This is a genomic window from Microbacterium sp. Beta, from assembly GCF_005502545.1.
GTDB lineage: Bacteria > Actinomycetota > Actinomycetes > Actinomycetales > Microbacteriaceae > Microbacterium > Microbacterium oxydans.
Genome location: NZ_SCOG01000001.1, coordinates 544,091 through 562,675, shown reverse-complemented (window position 1 = coordinate 562,675; position 18,585 = coordinate 544,091). Strand labels below are relative to the sequence as shown.

General features: G+C 66.4%; 20 protein-coding genes. 10 read left to right on the top strand and 10 right to left on the bottom strand.

Annotated elements, in window-relative coordinates:
* Nucleotides 1-27: 27 nt before the first annotated feature.
* On the top strand, nt 28-768 hold the full coding sequence (locus FFS56_RS02670; protein WP_046749610.1) for a class I SAM-dependent methyltransferase: 741 nt from the start codon (nt 28-30) through the stop codon (nt 766-768).
* A gap of 267 nt (nt 769-1,035) precedes the next feature.
* Here the strand turns inward: FFS56_RS02670 and FFS56_RS02665 are convergent, their stop codons facing one another.
* A complete protein-coding gene (locus FFS56_RS02665; protein ID WP_127012403.1) occupies nt 1,036-1,473 on the bottom strand; it encodes a hypothetical protein in 438 nt (145 codons plus the stop codon).
* Nucleotides 1,474-1,550: 77 nt separating this feature from the next.
* Between FFS56_RS02665 and ychF the strand changes: the two genes are divergently transcribed.
* From ychF to FFS56_RS02640, 5 genes are all read left to right on the top strand, one after another.
* Nucleotides 1,551-2,627: a redox-regulated ATPase YchF gene (gene ychF, locus FFS56_RS02660; RefSeq protein ID WP_046749608.1), complete on the top strand. Its 1,077-nt coding sequence runs from the start codon at nt 1,551-1,553 to the stop codon at nt 2,625-2,627.
* 100 nt (nt 2,628-2,727) lie between these two features.
* The gene (locus FFS56_RS02655; RefSeq protein ID WP_127012402.1) at nt 2,728-3,747 is read left to right on the top strand and encodes a hypothetical protein; all 1,020 of its coding nucleotides are present in this window, start codon (nt 2,728-2,730) and stop codon (nt 3,745-3,747) included.
* Between the two features lie 40 nt (nt 3,748-3,787).
* Nucleotides 3,788-5,449 (top strand): ABC-F family ATP-binding cassette domain-containing protein, encoded by a 1,662-nt coding sequence (locus tag FFS56_RS02650; RefSeq protein ID WP_127012401.1) that lies wholly within the window; start codon nt 3,788-3,790, stop codon nt 5,447-5,449.
* 600 nt (nt 5,450-6,049) lie between these two features.
* On the top strand, nt 6,050-7,888 hold the full coding sequence (locus tag FFS56_RS02645) for an RNA-directed DNA polymerase (protein WP_127012400.1): 1,839 nt from the start codon (nt 6,050-6,052) through the stop codon (nt 7,886-7,888).
* Nucleotides 7,889-8,013: 125 nt separating this feature from the next.
* Nucleotides 8,014-8,589 carry an alpha/beta hydrolase gene (locus FFS56_RS02640; RefSeq protein WP_046749604.1) on the top strand — a complete coding sequence of 192 codons (576 nt, stop codon included), beginning with the start codon at nt 8,014-8,016 and terminating at the stop codon, nt 8,587-8,589.
* A 13-nt stretch (nt 8,590-8,602) separates the two neighbouring features.
* On the opposite strand, the gene FFS56_RS02635 is transcribed toward FFS56_RS02640, so the two are convergent.
* The 4 genes from FFS56_RS02635 to FFS56_RS02620 form a co-directional block, all read right to left on the bottom strand.
* Nucleotides 8,603-8,947 carry a LysR family transcriptional regulator gene (locus FFS56_RS02635; protein WP_046749603.1) on the bottom strand — a complete coding sequence of 115 codons (345 nt, stop codon included), beginning with the start codon at nt 8,945-8,947 and terminating at the stop codon, nt 8,603-8,605.
* A 59-nt stretch (nt 8,948-9,006) separates the two neighbouring features.
* The gene (locus FFS56_RS02630; protein WP_046749602.1) at nt 9,007-9,684 is read right to left on the bottom strand and encodes a hypothetical protein; all 678 of its coding nucleotides are present in this window, start codon (nt 9,682-9,684) and stop codon (nt 9,007-9,009) included.
* Between the two features lie 122 nt (nt 9,685-9,806).
* Nucleotides 9,807-10,106, bottom strand: a complete 300-nt coding sequence (locus FFS56_RS02625; RefSeq protein ID WP_046749601.1) for a Fe-S cluster assembly protein HesB — start codon at nt 10,104-10,106, stop codon at nt 9,807-9,809.
* A 107-nt stretch (nt 10,107-10,213) separates the two neighbouring features.
* Nucleotides 10,214-10,672, bottom strand: coding sequence for a GNAT family N-acetyltransferase (locus FFS56_RS02620; protein ID WP_046749843.1), 459 nt, complete (start codon nt 10,670-10,672; stop codon nt 10,214-10,216).
* A gap of 154 nt (nt 10,673-10,826) precedes the next feature.
* Between FFS56_RS02620 and FFS56_RS02615 the strand changes: the two genes are divergently transcribed.
* Nucleotides 10,827-11,372: a DNA starvation/stationary phase protection protein gene (locus FFS56_RS02615; protein ID WP_046749600.1), complete on the top strand. Its 546-nt coding sequence runs from the start codon at nt 10,827-10,829 to the stop codon at nt 11,370-11,372.
* 30 nt (nt 11,373-11,402) lie between these two features.
* On the opposite strand, the gene FFS56_RS02610 is transcribed toward FFS56_RS02615, so the two are convergent.
* The gene (locus FFS56_RS02610) at nt 11,403-11,930 is read right to left on the bottom strand and encodes a DUF6328 family protein (RefSeq protein ID WP_046749599.1); all 528 of its coding nucleotides are present in this window, start codon (nt 11,928-11,930) and stop codon (nt 11,403-11,405) included.
* A gap of 69 nt (nt 11,931-11,999) precedes the next feature.
* On the opposite strand from FFS56_RS02610, the gene FFS56_RS02605 reads away from it, so the two are divergent.
* Nucleotides 12,000-12,203, top strand: coding sequence for a hypothetical protein (locus tag FFS56_RS02605; RefSeq protein ID WP_046749598.1), 204 nt, complete (start codon nt 12,000-12,002; stop codon nt 12,201-12,203).
* Between the two features lie 2 nt (nt 12,204-12,205).
* Here the strand turns inward: FFS56_RS02605 and FFS56_RS02600 are convergent, their stop codons facing one another.
* A complete protein-coding gene (locus FFS56_RS02600; protein WP_058631898.1) occupies nt 12,206-12,817 on the bottom strand; it encodes a 1-acyl-sn-glycerol-3-phosphate acyltransferase in 612 nt (203 codons plus the stop codon).
* Nucleotides 12,818-12,912: 95 nt separating this feature from the next.
* Between FFS56_RS02600 and FFS56_RS20405 the strand changes: the two genes are divergently transcribed.
* Entirely contained in the window at nt 12,913-13,059 is a 147-nt protein-coding gene (locus tag FFS56_RS20405) for a hypothetical protein (RefSeq protein ID WP_164734100.1), read from the top strand.
* Between the two features lie 34 nt (nt 13,060-13,093).
* Here the strand turns inward: FFS56_RS20405 and FFS56_RS02595 are convergent, their stop codons facing one another.
* A complete protein-coding gene (locus tag FFS56_RS02595) occupies nt 13,094-14,572 on the bottom strand; it encodes an MDR family MFS transporter (protein ID WP_046749596.1) in 1,479 nt (492 codons plus the stop codon).
* A gap of 164 nt (nt 14,573-14,736) precedes the next feature.
* Between FFS56_RS02595 and FFS56_RS02590 the strand changes: the two genes are divergently transcribed.
* Complete coding sequence (locus FFS56_RS02590; RefSeq protein ID WP_046749595.1) at nt 14,737-16,794, top strand: ABC transporter ATP-binding protein; 2,058 nt, start codon at nt 14,737-14,739, stop codon at nt 16,792-16,794.
* A 27-nt stretch (nt 16,795-16,821) separates the two neighbouring features.
* On the opposite strand, the gene FFS56_RS02585 is transcribed toward FFS56_RS02590, so the two are convergent.
* Together FFS56_RS02585 and FFS56_RS02580 are read right to left on the bottom strand one after the other, a co-directional pair.
* The gene (locus tag FFS56_RS02585; RefSeq protein ID WP_127012399.1) at nt 16,822-17,595 is read right to left on the bottom strand and encodes an SDR family oxidoreductase; all 774 of its coding nucleotides are present in this window, start codon (nt 17,593-17,595) and stop codon (nt 16,822-16,824) included.
* 25 nt (nt 17,596-17,620) lie between these two features.
* A complete protein-coding gene (locus tag FFS56_RS02580; protein ID WP_127012398.1) occupies nt 17,621-18,568 on the bottom strand; it encodes a glycosyltransferase family 2 protein in 948 nt (315 codons plus the stop codon).
* Nucleotides 18,569-18,585: the final 17 nt, after the last annotated feature.

Sequence of the window (18,585 nt, the reverse complement as noted above, 5' to 3'; positions counted from 1 at the left end):
CTCGGAGACTCGCCGTATGCTGGCGACATGGCTGAGGACATGGCGACGTCGTTCGGAGCGCAGGCGGGAAACTACGAGGTCGGTCGACCTGATTATCCTTTCGAGGCCGTAGCATGGATGCTGGAGCGCATGCCGCACGGCTCACGTCGGATCGCCGATGTCGGTGCCGGCACAGGAAAGCTCACCAGGGTTCTCGCGGAGGCGCCGGACGCCGAGGTCGTCGCCGTCGATCCCGACCCCGTGATGCTCGCGACGCTCCGCGGTGCGGTGCCCGGCGTGCCGACGTTCCAGGGATCGGCCGAGCAACTGCCGCTTCCGGACGCGAGTGTCGATGCCGTCGTGCTGGGGCAGGCATGGCACTGGGTCGATCCGGTGGCCGGCTCAGCCGAGATCGGGCGCGCCGTGCGCGGCGGGGGAGTGCTCGGCCTCATCTGGAACATCCGCGACGACCGTGTCGACTGGGTGCGCAGGCTCACCGAGATCATGCACGGCAGCCACGCCGAGAACATGCTCGCCGAGGGGGACCCGACTGTCTCCGCGCCGTTCAGCGGACTCGAGCAGGAGCGCTGGGAATGGGCCCGCCCCGTGACGCGCGACGTGCTGCACCGGATGGCGGCGTCACGCAGCTACATCATCACCGCTTCGGACGAGGAGAAGGCACGCATCGCGCGCGAGCTCGACGCGCTCTTCGACGAGCTCGACCTGCACGGGGACGCCACGATCGACCTTCCGTACGTCACGCGGGCGTATCGAGCCGTTCGCGACTGAGGTCCGTTGCGCGGCTCTGCGGCTCGGGCCGCTGCGCCGCGTCAGGCGTTCGCGCCGGATCAGGCCGAACGGCCCGGCGTCTGCCTGATCTCGCGCGTTCGCCTGATCTCGCGCCTCGCTCGCACAGCATCCCGCAGGATCGTGCGTTTTCAGCCAGGTAGCCTCGTGCCCCGTGGCTCTCACTATCGGTATCGTCGGTGACTGCAACGTCTGAGTGAGTCCACTTCTATCGCGGGGCAGCACATGACATGCCGCCCCACCAGTGGTTTAGGACGTCGCCCAACTTCGTATCTCGGCCTCCATCGATGGGTCAGCAGCGCCGTGGAGTTCGTATACGGGGGCCGCGGGCGTGCCGCCAATGGTGCAGTACGAGATGGCGTCGCCAACTGCAGATGTGGCGGGTACGATGACCAGCCACGGTGGGTCGGCTTCGATTGCTTCCACCGTCGCTTGGTCCTTCTTGAACTCCGGCGAGCCGCCGTGGTCTTGCGTGGTCTTTTCGACGCAGAGATCGACGAGTAGTGAGTCCGTGAACTCCGCCTCAGCAGCCGGAGCTGACGTCGGGGAAGAGGTGGGGGCCGCGGTCGCGGCGGAGTCGTTGGTGGCCGACTCGACCGGTGCCGGAGAATCGTTGGGTCCGGTCGCAGTACAGCCGGTCAGGGCGACGAGGGCGAAAATCGCCGCGAGGCCGATTCGTGTGCGCATGTTCGAATGCTACTGAGCTTGAGGTGAATGGCATGAGTGGCCACGCTGGAAAGGGCACCCGATAAGCTGTCCCTGCCATGCCAAACTTATCCATAGGAATCGTCGGCCTGCCCAACGTCGGCAAGTCCACCCTCTTCAACGCACTCACCAAGAACGACGTGCTCGCGGCGAACTACCCGTTCGCGACGATCGAGCCCAACGTCGGCGTGGTGAACCTGCCCGATCCTCGCCTCGACAAGCTCGCGGAGATCTTCGGCAGCGAGCGCATCCTGCCCGCAGCGGTGTCGTTCGTCGACATCGCCGGCATCGTGCGTGGGGCGAGCGAGGGTGAGGGTCTGGGCAACAAGTTCCTCGCGAACATCCGTGAGGCCGACGCCATCGCTCAGGTCGTGCGCGGTTTCGCCGACGACGATGTCGTCCACGTCGACGGCACGGTTAACCCTGCATCCGACATGGAGACCATCAACGCGGAACTCATGCTCGCCGACCTCGAGACCGTCGACAAGGCGATCGCACGGTACGAGAAGGAAGTGCGCGGCAAGAAGATCGAGCCCATCGTGCTCGAGACCGCGAAGGCGGCGAAGGATGCTCTCGAGCGCGGTGTGCTGCTGTCGGTCGCCGGCATCGACCTGACGCCGATCCGCGAGCTGGGTCTGCTCACCGCGAAGCCCGTCATCTTCGTCTTCAACGTCGACGAGTCCGTGCTGACCGACGACGCGCGCAAGGCGGAGCTCGCCGCCCTCGTCGCCCCGGCGAAGGCCATCTTCCTCGACGCGAAGATCGAGTCCGAGCTCATCGACCTCGACCCGGAAGACGCAGCCGAGCTCCTCGCCTCGACCGGCCAGGACGAGTCCGGTCTCGACCAGCTCGCCCGCATCGGCTTCGACACGCTCGGCCTGCAGACGTACCTGACCGCCGGTCCGAAGGAAGCCCGCGCCTGGACCATCCCCAAGGGATCGAAGGCGCCACAGGCTGCGGGCGTCATCCACACCGACTTCGAGAAAGGCTTCATCAAGGCCGAGATCGTCTCGTTCGACGATCTGGTCGAGACGGGCTCCGTCGTCGAGGCCCGCGCCAAGGGCAAGGCCCGCCTCGAGGGCAAGGACTACGTCATGCAGGACGGCGACGTCGTGGAGTTCCGCTTCAACAACTGAGTTCGGCGGGGAAGCTCCGGACACCTGTCACTGCGCACGCGAATCCGTGCTCGTCCGCACCGTCACGATAGCGTCGTGGACGAGGACGAGAGGACGACAGATGCCCACGTACCAGTACTTTCCCGCCCGATACGAGGGCCCCATCAGGACTCTCCTCCTGGATGCGAACGTGACGGCGCACCTGGATACCATCGCGCGTAAGGGCACGGAGTACGCCGACGGAGTGGTGAATCGACGCATGGCGGATCTTGTCCGCCGTCTCGATGCTGACGCACGGGTCCTGCCCGGCCTCGGTGCAGGCGAGGGGGTCATGCGGCGGGCGGGACTGCAAGACGTGTCGAACTACCGGCGCCGGAGCGAGAACGCGCAGGAGCTGCTCGCCGGTGACCGCTCGCGGATCACAGCGTGGCTCGAAGGTGAGGCTCTACCCGACCCTCGTGTTCCCGGGGACGCTGAACATCCGAGCGAGATAGGCACAGAGGAGTTCGAGATCGTTCGAGAGAACCTCCTCATTCCGTCCTACGCCGTGATGCTGAAGGCATATCAGTTGTACTTGCAGGGGAGGAGTCCCGAGTCCGGGTTCCGTGTCCTCGCCGGGTTCGCCGAGGAGCTGTTCGCCCGTGGCTCACGCGAGATGTTGCTGGGCGCGCTGCTGCTGGCAGGCAATCACACGGGGCGTGAGATGGCGTTGAACATCATGAAGCTGCGCGAGCAGAAGGACCTCGCCTCAACGCTCGACGCACTGTGGAACACGAGCTTTGACCTGACGCATTCGCGAGTCGCGACGATGCCCTCTCTCCCCGAGTTCCGCGGCGCGTTCGAGGTTCCATGCGTCTTCGTCACTGATGACCGGCACCTGGGAAGGTTCCTGCAGATCCTCCAGCCGGCGGGGGCGATGTCCATGAAACGTGGCGGTGGCATCACCGGCGATCACGCCTATCTCAAGCGTGTCCTGCAGGACGGCATGCTTGCGAAGGTCGTCGAGATCGTCGAAGCAGGCAACGATCGGGCGTTGAACGAGACGACCGACGTCGAGGATATGGCGCGCATTCGCCGCTACCGAGCGCGCGCGTATGCCGATCAGTTGCAGGGATGGCTCGCCGAGCGTCTCGACGGCTGACGCGTCCGTGCACCACCCGCACGGGTGACAGGATTGACGGATGACCGCAACTCTCGTGGCACAAGGGCTGGCCGGCGGCTACGGCCACCGCACCCTCTTCGACTCGCTCGATCTGACCGTCGCGGCAGGCGACGTGGTCGGCCTCGTCGGGGTCAACGGGGCAGGGAAATCGACCCTCCTGAAGCTGCTGGCCGGCGTCGATGAACCGCAGGCCGGGACGATCCGTCTCTCACCTTCAGATGCCTTCGTCGGCTGGCTTCCGCAGGAGCACGAGCGCGTCCCCGGCGAGAGTGTCGCCGAGTACATCGGTCGCCGTACGGGATGCGCAGCGGCGACCAGGGACATGGATGCCGCTGCCGCTGCTCTCGGCGACCCGAACCTCGCGCCTCCGGGCACGGACCCCGCTGACACCTACTCGGTCGCGCTGGATCGCTGGCTGGCGAGCGGTGCCGCCGACCTCGACGAGCGGCTTCCGGCGGTGCTTGCCGAGCTCGGACTCGACCTCGGCGATGATCGCGCCGACACGATGATGACGTCGCTGTCGGGTGGGCAGGCTGCGCGGGTCGGACTCGCCGCCCTGCTGCTCTCGCGCTTCGACATCGCGCTGTTGGACGAGCCGACGAACGACCTCGACCTCGACGGCATCGAGCGACTCGAAGCGTTCGTGCAGGGGCTCCGTGGCGGTGCCGTGGTGGTCAGCCATGACCGCGAGTTCCTGGCGCGGTGTGTGACCCGCGTGCTGGAACTCGACCTGGCGCAGGGCAGCAACAGGGTGTTCGGGGGCGGGTACGACTCGTACCTGGAGGAGCGGGCCACGCTCCGTCGACACGCGCGCGAGAAGTACGACGAGTTCGCCGACAAGAAGGCCGACCTCGTCTCCCGTGCGCGAACTCAGCGCGAGTGGTCGAGCCAAGGTGTGCGCAATGCGATGAAGAAGGCGCCAGACAACGACAAGATCAAGCGCAAAGCCTCGGCCGAGTCGAGCGAGAAGCAGGCGCAGAAGGTGCGCCAGATGGAGAGCAGGATCGCTAGGCTCGAAGAAGTCGACGAGCCGCGCAAGGAGTGGCAGCTCGAGTTCACGATCGGCTCGGCGCCGCGCTCCAGCTCCGTCGTCTCGACGCTGAGTTCCGCAGTGTTCCGACAGGGGACGTTCCAACTCGGCCCGGTGTCGCTGCAGGTCAACGCGGGGGAGCGGATCGGCATCACCGGCCCCAACGGTGCGGGCAAGTCGACGCTCCTTCGCGGGCTGCTCGGACGTCAGCTTCCCGACGAGGGGACGGCGAGCCTCGGCGCGAGCGTGCAGATCGGTGAGATCGACCAAGCCCGTGCGCAACTGACCGGCTCGCAACCGCTCGCGACGGCGTTCGAGGCTCTGGTCCCCGAGATGGCTTCGGGCGAGATCCGCACCCTCCTTGCGAAGTTCGGGCTCAAGGCCGACCACGTCACCCGTGCGGTCGACGAACTCTCGCCCGGAGAGCGCACCCGCGCAGGACTCGCGCTGCTCCAGGCCCGTGGCATCAACCTCCTCGTCCTGGATGAGCCGACGAACCACCTCGACCTGCCCGCGATCGATCAGCTCGAACAGGCCCTCGAGTCGTATGAAGGAACCCTGCTGCTCGTGACCCACGACCGGCGGATGCTCGCGACCGTGAAGACCGACCGCCACTGGAGAGTGGAGGCGGGGCAGGTGGTCGAGGCGTGACGACCTTCGTCATCGAGACCGTCCCCCATGAGCGTCTGACCGAGGATGACGTGGCGCGGCTGCGGGAACTGTTCGAAGTCACTGCTTCGTGATCCGGACACGGGCAGCGGCGGCAGCCGTGCTCCGCTACGTTTCTAACATCGGCACGCGCGCCCGGGTGCCGATGCGCTGCCTCAGAACCCCCCCGCAGGGATTTAGCCTCGAACGGGACAAGTTTCGGTACTGTCATCCGGATGGCACTTTTTAGGAGCATGAAACGAGATGGCGATCGACCCGCGGTTGGACCGGGCGGGCTTCACATCCGGCCAGGCGTGGATGTCCTTGCCCGTGAAGATGATGAGGAAGTCGCTCCCGACGGGGGTGGGATGAGTGCGGCTGCGGACGACCCAATGCTCCTCCTGCCGCACCGTCGTCCCGAATCGCTCGGCGGCACAAGCAAGCACCCAATGTGGTCAATCGAACGGGATGAGTTGCTGCCTCATCGTTTGAGAAGCCGATCAGACACTGCGGCCCACGAGACGATTCTGCCGGTGCAGCGCACGACGCTCGGCGACTTTACGTCACGAGTGCATGGCACTGCTGCTGATTGGGAACTGACGCATGAGTGATCTGATGGTTGCCAGCGCTCTCACCGAGCTGCGCAGATTGGTGCTCACCGATGCATCGGCGGAACCCGCGCAGATGTCGCTCCAGCTGAGAACCCTTCAGCGACGCGGGCTCTCTAAGCTGGATTTGGTAGTCCAGCTTGAGCGCATCCGTGCCCGGAACGATGCGCAGAATGAAGATGAACAGACGGAAGAGAATGCGATCTTAGCGCTTGAGTTGGTAGAGGGCGCGTCTCATCTAGGTTTGTCATGGGATGCCGTTCAAACGGCGGTCGCCTGGGTTCCGCTTGCCGTCAAATTTTCTCAACTACAGGCCGGGGCGGTCCATGCGCTGTCCGCGAGCGACCTCCTCCCCTCGAGACCCGTCATGCGAGCAGGTGTCGTGCACCAGGGGCTTGTTAATCGGCAGTGGGAGTTGCTGGTTAAACGCGAATACAAGCCAACTACCGCTGACTTCTTTCGGGCGCCGAAAGCAGGGCTGACGACACGGCCCGCGGCCTTGCTTTCGCCGGGGGATCGCCTCGTCTACGAGGGGCTCGCGGAGGCTGTTGCAATTGCTTCGTCGACGGTTTTACCCCCTCACGTAGTCTGGCCGCGGGGAAGAGACACATCGGGCACTCATTCTGATTTCGTGAATGCACCGCAAGCCTGGGATTCAGAATTCGTGATCCGGACTGATATCTCAAACTTCTATGAGTCTGTCGACCATGCCTATTTGAGCGTGGTGATCGGCAATCACCTTGGTCTGCGTGGTGCCTTTCCCATCGCGCTAGAAGCCTTTCTCAATTCTGTCATGCGGTCTGAGGTCGGTCTGCCTCAGGGGCCGTTGGGAAGCGATGTTCTGGCTAGTGCGTACCTCGTGGACATCGACCAGGAATTGGTCCGTCGAAATTGGCCCATCGCGAGGTACGCCGACGACATCCTCATCGGTGCGAGTTCGATCGAGCAGGCTCGGGCTCGCCTCCGCGATCTCGAAGGCCTTCTCCGCGAGCGCGGGCTCAGCCTTGCCAACGAGAAGACCCGGATTCTGCGAACTTCGACCTATCGCGGGGCTCTCGACTCGGAAGAGTCACGTCGTTTACGCGAGAAGGTTCACAAGGAGGTCGCTAGGTGGTTTGACGAGCATCCCGACCCTCGATACGAAGGCATCGTCGACGCTATGGAACTCCCGGAGCAGTTGCAATGGGATGTCCTTTACCATCAGTCGGTCTCTTGGGAAGAAGTGCTTGCCGAGATTAGCGACCGCACGCTTCCGCCATGGATTAGAGCGTATGAACGCGTTTACTCGGCCGAAGCACGACGACTCGCTGGAGGGGGCTACCCGGACGCCCCCGAGGCTCTCTCTGCCGGCGATCTGAAAGAGTGTTTTCTCTTCATGAGCACTGATGTCGGGCGGATTGATTTGCATGACACCCATGCCGTTATCGACTGGCATCCGACGCTTGTGCGCGATGTGTCTGCGTACCTTAGAGCGCGTGCTGCAGTTGAGGCTGAGACTGAGGCGGTTGCCGAGTTCTTGATTCAGCGCCTTGGCCGCGAGCATGGCAACGACCTGGAAATGGCTTGGTTGCTCGCACCAGCCGTAGAGAACCAGAGGCTTGCTCGACTCCTCAAGATCGCATTAAAAGCCGCCGTGGCCGCCATAGATAGGCCGCTTACGGCCGCCACGGCATTCAGAGCGCTGGATAACATCGGCGTTTTTGCTGACGGCTCAGACTCTGCCGTGCTCGAGAGGTTTACGCCTGCTCTCGGTATGGAAGTCGTCTTGTCCAGGAATCGGTACAACCCGGACTCAGGACCTCGTCCCATCGAGGAAGCTCCCAATCCCAGTTAGCCCGTCGACGGCCGGGTCGGGATACGCTGGAGCACGGCGGCTCCGGTCGCGGTCCGGTCGCTGGTGTCCGCCGTGGGCGTTCCGCCTGAGTTCCTGACCCTGACGGCACGAGGAGATTGACGCCGATGACCGAGACCCAGATCTTCGAGCCCGACGGCCGCGCCATCCCCTTCGTCGACGAGGGAGACGGACCCGTCAAGCTGGTCCTGATCCAGGAGCGCGACGTGGCGGCGGATGTGCTCGGCGTCGTGGCGCACTACCTTGCGGAGGAAGCGGGCTTCCATGTGCTGCGGATCGGCCACCGTGCCGAGGGTAAGCACGACGAGGCGACGCTGGCTGCGCGGGTTGACGACGCGCTCGCCGTGATCGACCACGTGGGCCTCGGAGACACCTGGATCGGCGGACACGGCTTCGGCGGTACGGTGGCGCGTGCTTTCGCCGTCGCCCACGCCGACCGCGTGAACGGCCTGGCCCTGTTGGCCGTCGAAGACGACGCGACGCCGCTCGCGCCGGTGATGCCCGTTCTCATCATCCAGGGCAGCAAGGACATCGAGACGCCTCCGGCGAACGGCGAGCAGCTGCAGTCCACGGCGCCCGAGCGCGCGAGCGTGAAGACCATCGAAGGTGGCGACCACATGTTCCCGATGACCTTCCCCATCGAGACGGCCGTCGTGATCGAGGAGTACCTCGACTGGGACTGAGCGACCCGTTCGTCTACCGGCCCTGTCGCTTCTTGTAGGGCTTCGGCTGGCCCTTCACCGCGGGCGCACGCCCCTTGCCCTTCGACGCCTTGGCTTTGCCTCCGGCGGGGGCAGGGGCGCTGCGAACCGGCTCCGGCGCAGCCGCGACCTCGGCACGCGCCTCCACGAGCAGCAGCTCGCCCACGGAAGTGAGCCGCGTCGGACCTTCGCGGTGCACGATGGGGTGGCCCACCTCGGCTTCGAGCTTGTCGATCGAGGTGTAGAGCGAAGCCAGCGGAATCCCGAGTTTGTCCGCCGCGCGCGGAAAATGGAGTTCATCCGCCAGGACGACGAAGCGGCGGAGCAGGGAGATCTTCACGGGAGCCTTTCGATGATCCGCACGGGCTTGCGGACTGCTTCCAGGGTACGTGGTGTCGTTCAGAGGTCGCTGTAGTCGTTCGCGGGGACCTGGATCTGCTTCACCGTGTCGCCGTCGAACCAGAAGAGCGTGTAGATGATGCCGGTGGAGCCAGGGTGGCTGAGCGACTCGGTCCCTGGCGCTTCGCGTCCTCCCAGGCCGAGGAACTCGGCGGTGGCGGGATCCTCGGCGTCGTCGAGCGCCCAGGCGCCCGCATCGAGCAGCTCGGCACGCGTGGATCCCACGGAGAGACCCTCTTCGGTGGTGATCGGAACACCGCCGACCGATGCTCCGGTGATCGCCGCGGATGCGGCGCGTTCGTGCTCGGTGTCGGTGAGCACCCGCAACCCGTCCCATGTGTAGTTCACGAACGAGAAGTCGTACCCGGGGAGGGTCTCCACCTTCTCCGGCTCCGGGAGCTCTCCCGTCGTCTCTTCCAACAGGTCGAGCACCGCGTCGGGACCGTCGAACGCGGCGTCGCGGGTGCCGGTCTCGCCGGTGACGGCGATGCCGTCGAGGGACACGACGATCCGTGGCTCGACCGTGGGGGGCGGAGTCGGAGTCGGAGTCGGGGTCGGCGACGAGGGTGCAGAACTGGGCACGGTGGTGGGCTCGGCTGCGGGGCGAGCTGAGGTGCAGCCGGCGAGAAGGAGAGCCGCGCCGGCGAGAGCCAGCGCAGGCAGAAGTGAACGTCGCATGGTCTCACGGTATCGATAGGGGGCGACGACGCAGCAGCGGGCAGGCCGACGGGGTCGAATCGTGATATTCCGGACAGACGGATGCCGCGACCGATTCGGCCGCGGCATCCGGAATCCTTCGGTCAGGCGACCTGTGGGGTGACGGCGAAGGACACGGAGCCTTCGTCGTCCACGCCGGCATCGAGGATCTTGTCGTCGAGAGCGGCGACTGCCGACTCATCGAGGAAGAGCCGGGTGCCGGCCACTTCCACGACCCGGTCCTGCGGCTCCGGGTCGGCGGCGACGAGCACGGCGAGGCGCGCCCCGCCCTCGGCGTTCTGAGGCTCTGTCGAGTGGATGCGGAGCCCGGCATCCGGGGCGTCGGTCTGACGGCTCACCAGAGTCGTCACGATGGCGGAGGCGTTGTCGGTGAGGGTGAGCACGAGACTCTCCTTCCGGTTGGGGCATGTCACGGTCGCGACATGTCCGGGCTACGATGCCGAACCTCGGCGAGTGTCTCAACCCCCTTGCGGGAATTCGGAGGAGGCTCTTACCCTGCTCGCAGGTTCTTGCGCAGAAACACCTGCGCGGTGCCGTCGCCGTCAGGTACACGCTCGTGCTCCTCATACCCGCACGACTCGTAGAGGCGGATGTTCGCTTCGCTCAGACTGCCCGTGAACAGCTCGGCCACATCCGCGTTCGACGCCTTCTCGGCGCTCTCGAGCAGGAGGCGGCCGATTCCCTCGCCCTGCATGTCCGGTGCGATCGCGATCCTGCCGATCAGCAACAGCCCGTCCTGCTCCACGTACCGGATCGCGCCGACGAGCCGCCCGTCGACGCGCGCTGTCAACCCGGACTCGGAGCGGAGTTCCGCTTCCAGCTCGGTGAGCGTCTGCGTCAGCGGTGGCATGTCGACGCTCCCGTAGATCGCCGCTTCCGACACGAAGGCCGCCCTCTGCACGGTCAGCACCTCGCCGGCGTCGCGGTCGCTGATGGGAGATATGACCACCTCACCCGGTGCGGCGTGCTGGTCGGGGCGGTGCTCTTCGTTCACGATGTCTGCGTCACTCACCCGAGTCACATTCCGGGGTGGGCGCCCGCGGTGTCAACCCCCTCGCCGTGGAGGATCGCCAAGGCTAGCGTCGCGATCAGGAGGTCACACCATGGCTGAAACCACAACCACCAAGAAGACCGGCGGCTCGACGAAGGGCGCGGTCAAGACGACCAGGCAGCAGAACGCGGAGAAAGGCTTCACCGCCTCGACCACGCTCGCGAAGAACCTGCAGGCGGTGCTGGTCGACCTGCTCGATCTCGCGATCCAGGGCAAGCAGGCCCACTGGAACGTCGTGGGACGCAACTTCCGCGATACGCACCGGCAGCTCGACGAGATCATCGACGACGCTCGCACCTTCAGCGACACGATCGCCGAGCGCATGCGTGCCCTGCACGCTGTGCCGGACGGGCGCAGTGCCACCATCGCGAAGACCTCTTCGCTTCCCGAGTTCCCGGCGGGAGAGGTGTCCACCACCGAGACGATCGACCTGGTCACCGAGCGCCTGGAGGCGGCCGTGGCCACCGCTCGCGACGTGCACGATGCCGTCGACGAGGAGGATCCGACCTCGGCGGACCTGCTGCACGCGATCATCGAGCGGCTCGAACAGTTCGCCTGGATGGTCAGCGCGGAGAACCGCAGCCCCGCGGGACGCTGAGCGTCCTCTCACCCGCGGACCACGCCCTCTTCATTCGGGTCCTGCTCCGCGGGTGAGAGGCCTTCCGCGCATGACTCGGGGCAGAGCGAGCCATAGGGCTCCGATCAGGACGAGCGCCGCGAAGAGAGCGATGACACCCGCCGTCCGATTCACCGTGAAGTCGACGATCAGCGTGGTCACCCCGACGGTCAACGCACCGATCACGACCAGATCGATACGCACGATCCGGGCGGCGATGCGGACGAGATCGGGCTTGCGACGACGTCCGAACAGCGCCCTGTGCATTCCGACCGGCGCGAGGGCCAAGATGGTCGCCACAGCTGCGAGAGCGACGAGGACGACATACAGGTCACGCTGGAGCTCGTCCATGTCGGTGAACCGCGGCTGGAAGGCGACAGCCAAAAGAAAGCCGGTGAGGATCTGGGTGCCGGTCTGCATGACCCGCAACTCCTGCAGCAACTCGTCCCAGTTGCGATCCGCCCGCTCGTTGGCGGTCTCGTCGCGTCCGTCGACACGGTCGTCGCGCTCGTGTTCTCCACGCGATGGGTCTGATGTCATGGTCTCAGTGTGGATTTCCCGACCTGGCGCTGTCCAGCCGCTTGCGTCCCCCGAACGAAGGAGTGCAAGATGACGCTCCCACCGATCCGCGACTGGTGGCCTGAGCTCTCGCAGGACGGGCGCCGCGCCGTGCTGAACAGCGACACCTCTCATCTGGACGATGCCGTGCGCGAGGAGATCCGGGTGATCACCGGCGCCGTGGTCGGGATGGTGGAGTCCCTCAGCGACTCAGACCTCGCCTACGCGCGAAAGCACAGCGAGGCCGAGGACTGAGGTCACGGCGCCGGCGCGTCCTGAGGAGACTCGGGTTCGGTGGTCGTGGGGAGTTCTTCGCGCAGCCGCGGCTCGGTACGTCGGTCGGGCCGCACGCCCGCCTTGTCGGCGTAGAACGCGCGGATCCGGTCCATGTCGGCTGCGACGTCTCCGGTGAGATCGATCGTCGGTCCGAGGCCGGTGGTCATGGTCGTGCGATCCACGAAACCGAGAGTGACCGGCATGCCCGTCTCTCGTGCGATCCGGTAGAAACCCGACTTCCAGTACTCGTTGCCCCCGCGTGTTCCGTCGGGGGTGACCACCAGTCCGAAGACGGTGCCGTCGTGCACCTGGCCCACGACATCCTTCACCACGCGCGCCGGGTCGGTGCGGTCGACGGGGATACCGCCGAGACGCCGCATGATCGGACCCCGCCAACCGCGGAAGAGGCTCTTCTTCCCGAGCCAGTGCACGCTGATGTCGAGCTTCCACGCGATGGCGAGCATCAGCACGAAGTCCCAGTTCGAGGTGTGGGGTGCTCCCACGAGCACCGTCGGACGCGTCGGCGCCGACTCGCTCACGAGCTTCCATCTGCTGAACGCCCAGAACACGCGGGCGAGGAGTCGTTTGAGCATGGCTCAACCGTAGGGGAGAACGGCTGTCGATCTGCTGTCGACGTGCTACGGGCGCCTTCGGTGCCACTCCCTCCAGGCAGGCGTACGATCGAGGGATGAAGAAAACGCAGCAGGACTCCGTGCAGCAGGACGCGCCCGTCGGGCTGCAGCCGCTCCTGGATTCGCTGAACCTGCTCGAGGGGGAAGCGGCCGGCTATTGCACCAATGGCGTCTGCCACTTCCCCGCCCCGAAGAGCGAGTAAGCAGCAGACGCCATCTCAGGCCATCCCGGCGCGGTCAGTGCCCGCCGTGGAACCCTTCGCCCGCATCGTCTGCAGGCTTGCGGACGAACGGGCTGAGCGCCACAGTCGCCAGCGAGATGATCGCCGCGATCAGGAATGCCATGCGTGCGCCGGGAGCGCCGGCGACCGCAGTCGTCAGGCCCTCCTGCTCGCCCGCGTGCAGGATCGACGAGTAGGTCACGAGGAGCAGTGCGACACCTGCCGCGCCACCGACCTGCTGCAGTGTGTTCAGCACGGCCGAACCGTGCGAGTACAGCGACCGCGGGAGCGAACCCAGCGATGCCGAGAACAGCGGTGTGAACGACATCGCGAGACCGACGGACATGACAGCCTGCACGATGATGAGCACCCACCACACGGTGTGCTCACCGACGGTCGAGTAGAAGAACAGCGACGCCGACACCATGATCGTGCCGGGGATGAGCAGCGGGCGGGTGCCGCGCGCATCGTAGACACGACCCATGATCGGTCCGAGCAGGCCCATCAGCAGCGAACCGGGGAGCAGGATCAGGCCGGACTGGAGCGGGTTGAGCCCCGCCACGTTCTGCAGGTACTGCGGGAGCAGGGTCAGCGTGCCGAACATCGACAGCGCCAGGATGGACATGATGATCACGGACAGCGTGAAGTTGCTCGAGCGGAACACGCGCAGGTCGAGCAGTGCGTCGTCGATGCGCTGCAGCACGAGCTGACGCCACACGAAGAGCCCCAGTGAGACGGCACCGACCACGAGGGAGATGATCCCTGCGGTCTCGCCGGATCCGCCCTCGCCGCCGAACTGGCTGAGACCGAACACGATCCCGCCGAACCCGAGAGCCGCGAGCGGGATCGAGAGCACGTCGAGCGGCACGGACCGCGTCTCACCCAGGTTCGTCATCCACTTCACACCCATGAAGAGGGCGATGAGCGAGATGGGGAGGATGATGCCGAAGAGCGCGCGCCAGCTGGCGAGCTCGAGCACGGCTCCGGCGAGGGTCGGGCCGATCGCGGGAGCGAGCGAGATGACGAGACCGACGCGACCCATCATGCGACCGCGGGACTGCGGCGGCACGACGTTCATGATCGTGGTCATCAGCAGCGGCATCATGATGCCGGTACCTGCGGCCTGGATGACACGGCCGACGAGCAGCACGGCGAAGCCGGGGGCGACGAGAGCGACGAGCGTGCCGAGGGAGAACGCGATCATCGCGGCGATGAAGACCTGGCGCGTCGTGAACCGCTGCAGGATGAACCCGGTCGTGGGGATGACCACGGCCATGGTGAGCATGAAGGCGCTCGTGAGCCACTGGCCGAGCTCGGGCGGGATGCCGAGGTCGGTGTTCAGATGGGGGATCGCGATCCCCATCGTGGTCTCGTTGAGGATGGCGACGAAGGCGGCGACGAGCAGCAGCCAGATCACCCGCATGTCCTTGCGGGGGATCTCGCCCCCTGCCGCGGCGGGAGTCGTCGAGATGGAGCCGGTATCGACGGCAGACATGGGCGGCCTCCAGGGCGAAGAAGAAATGGATATCGCGAGAGTTCGCAAGAGTCATTCAGCGTAACGGCAGCCGCGGACATTTCATTCCGTATTCACAGATATCCGCTGAAGGCGGATACACGCGGCCCGATGTCCGCGCGCGTGGGTACGCTGGCGCAATGAGCATGGGCGGCGGCATGGGCGGTGGCCCGCGGGGAGGTGGTTTCCGCGGAGTCGATGAAGACGCGCAGCGGAAGTTGAACGCCGAGGCGCCGCGGATCAACGGTCTCGGGGCGCGGGTGGTCTCCCTGTTCCGCCCCTATCGCTGGCGCATCCTCTTCACGGGCATCTTGGTCGTGCTGGGCGCCGCGATCGCGGTCATCCCGCCGCTGATCGTGCAGCGCATCTTCGACGACGCGCTGTTCCCGGTGGACGGCGGAAGCCCGCACCTCGAACTGCTGGCCTGGCTCGTCACCGCTATGGTCGCGCTGTTCCTGGTCTCCGCGGGGCTGGGGGTGGCGCAGACCTGGCTCACCTCGACCGTCGGCAACAGCGTCACCGGGGATCTGCGCGTGAAGCTCTTCGAGCATCTGCAGGCGATGGAGCTCGGATTCTTCACGCGCACCAAGACGGGCGTCATCCAGTCGAGGCTGCAGAACGACGTGGGCGGCGTGTCCGGCGTGCTGACGAACACCGTCACCAGCATCCTCGGCAACGTCGTGACCGTGATCGCCTCGCTCGTCGCGATGATCCTGATCGACTGGCGGCTGACGCTCATCGCCGTTGTCATGATGCCGTTCCTGATCGTCGTGCAGCGCAAGGTGGGGCAGGTGCGCGCCAGGATCGCGGGGGAGACGCAGGAGTCGCTGTCCGAGCTCACCTCGATCACCCAGGAGACCCTGAGCGTGTCGGGCATGCTGCTGTCGAAGGCGTTCAACCGGCAGCGCACCGAGTCGGAGCGGTACCAGGCGGAGAACCGCAACCAGGTCGTGCTCCAGGTGCGGCGTGCGATGAGCGGCCAGGGGTTCTTCGCCGTCGTGCAGGTGATCATGGCGAGTGTGCCCGCCGTGATCTATCTCGTCTCCGGCTATCTGATCGCCGGCGGGACCGGAGCCATCACCGCGGGAACCGTCGTCGCCTTCACCACCGTGCAGGCGCGGCTGCTCATGCCGTTGATGGGCCTCATGAGGGTCTCGCTCGATCTGCAGACCTCGTCCGCGCTGTTCGCGCGCATCTTCGAGTACCTCGACCTCGTGCCGGAGATCCAGGACGCCCCCGACGCGATCACCGTCGATCAGGCTCCTGGACCCCGCGGGCGCATCGAGTTCGACGAGGTCGTGTTCCGCTACCCCGATGCCTCGGCTGACGCCAGGCCGACTCTCGACGGTGTGTCGTTCACGGCGGAACCGGGTCAGCACGTCGCGTTCGTCGGCCCGTCGGGCGCGGGCAAGACCACGATCCTGTACCTGGCGCCGCGGTTGTACGAGGCGAAGGGAGGGGCCGTGATGTTCGCGGGCGCCGACGTGCGCACCCTCACGCAGGAGTCGATCATCGACAACGTGGGCATCGTGTCCCAGGAGACCTACCTGTTCCACGCGACCATCCGTGACAACCTCCGCTATGCGAAGCCCGATGCCACCGAGGAAGAGCTGATCGCGGCGTGCACGGCCGCCAACATCCACCACATCATCGCCGGCTTCGAGCAGGGGTACGACACCGTGGTGGGCGAGCGCGGGTATCGGCTCTCCGGCGGGGAGAAGCAGCGCATCGCGATCGCCCGCGTGCTGTTGAAGGACCCGCCGGTGCTACTCCTCGACGAGGCGACATCGGCGCTCGACACGGTGTCGGAGCGCGTGGTGCAGGAAGCGCTCGACGAGGCCGCGAAGGGGCGCACGACGCTCTCCATCGCCCACCGGCTCTCGACCGTGATGGGAGCGGACGTGATCCACGTGCTCGAAGCGGGGCGCATCATCGAGTCCGGCACTCACTCCGAGCTGCTGGCGCTCGGTGGACTCTATGCCGAGCTCGCGGCTGAGCAGGTGGCGGCATCGCGGGTGCTCGACACCGAGGCAGCGGTCGACGAGGCGGTGACAGGCGGCGCTGCGGCTCCTCTCGCTGAGCGCCGCGCCGACAGAGCGCCTGCCGATTCCGCCGGCGAAGACGCCGTCGCGACCATCACCGCCGCTGTGCCTCTGCTGGCCGAGCCGAGACTCGACGAGCGGGTCTACCCGCCGGGGCCCTGAGCAGTCTCAGGCCAGTGCAGTCTCAGGTCAGTGCACCGACAGTCCGCCGTCGACGAACAGCGAGTGACCGGTGACGTAGCCCGATCCTGCCCCGGCCAGGAACACCGCCGCACCCGCGAAGTCGCTCGGCAGACCGTTGCGTCCGATCATCGTGCGGGCCGCGAGCTCGGCGACCTTCTCCGGGTCCTGTTGCAGGCGGGCGTTCAACGGCGTGAGCACGAACCCCGGCACCAGCGTGTTGCTCGTGACGCCCGTCCCGCCCCAGGCCTCGGCCTCCGAGCGCATGAGCGACTCCACGGCACCCTTCGACGCACCGTACACACCGCTGCCCACGAAGGCCCGGTGCGCCTGCTGGGAGCTGATGTGGATGAGGCGGCCGTATCCGCGTGCGGCCATGCCCTTCGCGAACTGCTGGCCGAGCAGGAACGGTGCGAGCGCGTTGACCGTCATCGTGGCGTCCCAGTCTTCTTCGGTGATGTCGGGGAAGGGCGGCCGGATGTTGATGCCTGCCGAGTTGACGAGGATGTCCGGTTCCCCGAAGGGCTCGACAGCCGCTGCGGCGACGGCGTGGATTCCCTGCCTCGTGCTGAGATCGCCGACGACACCGGTCGCCCGGCAGCCGAGCGCACGCAGCTCATCGACGGTCTCGCTGATGCGTTCCTCACCGCGGGCGACCACGACCGTGGCCGCGCCGGCACGAGCGAGCGCGGTGGCGATCCCTCGCCCGATGCCGGAGCTGCCGCCCGTCACGACAGCGGTGCGTCCCTCGAGGGAGAACAGCGAGGAGAGGTAGTCGTTCATGTGTCCGCCGATCGGTGGTCCGCGCTCACCAGGCGAGAGCCGCGGCGAGGGAGGGGTCTGGAGTGGCATCGGCGAACTCGGGGAGTGCCCGGAGCTCGGCGATGAAGGCATCGACCTCGGCGGCGTATGCCGGGTCGGTGTGCTGCTCCGCGATGTCGAGGAGTGAGGGGATGTCCATGGCGAGGATCAGCTCGATCCGCGCTACGACCGAGGCACGTGCGCCGGCGTCGTGCAGCACGCGGACCCCGCCGCGCAGAGCTGCCAGGTAGTCGCGCAGTACGGGGAGCCGACCTTTGCCCTGGGTGATCGAGGTGCCGTCGGCGCGGAGACGCCAGTGCACGACCACATCCGGGATGACGTCGAACGCCCGTGCGCGGGTGTACATCTGCTGGGCGACGATCTGGTCCTCGTAGGCGACGCCTTCCGGGAAGCGGAGATCCTGCCAGAAAGGAGTGCGACTCAGCTTCGACCAGGCGACGATGTTCGACACCGCCCGGGGATGTGCGGTGAGCGTGGTGCCCAGCCTCTCCGGGGAGGTGGCCGCGGATACCCAGGGCTGCACGCGACCGGCGAGGTACGCATCTCCCTGAGGACGTGCGCGCACGTAGGCTCCGGCGACGAAATCGCTTCCGGTCCGTTCGAGTGTGTGCGTCATCCGGGCGAGGGCGTCCGGCCGCAGTTCGTCGTCGCCGTCGAGGAAGCCGAGGTAGGGGGTGTCCACCAGGGCGAGACCGGCATTGCGGGCGGCGCCGAGGCCACGGGAGGCGTCATGGCGGATCGTCGTGAAACGTCGGTCAGCGGAGGTCGCGTTATCGAAGATCGCGCCCGTCTCGTCGGTCGAACCGTCGTCGATCAGGATCGCCCGCCAGCGGGGTTCGGTCTGTGCGCGGAGCGAGTCGAGCGCAGCGGGGGCGAAGGCGGCGATGTCGCGTCCGGGGACGATCAGCGTCACGATCGGGGCGGAGGCAGTCACGTGCCGAGTCTATGGCC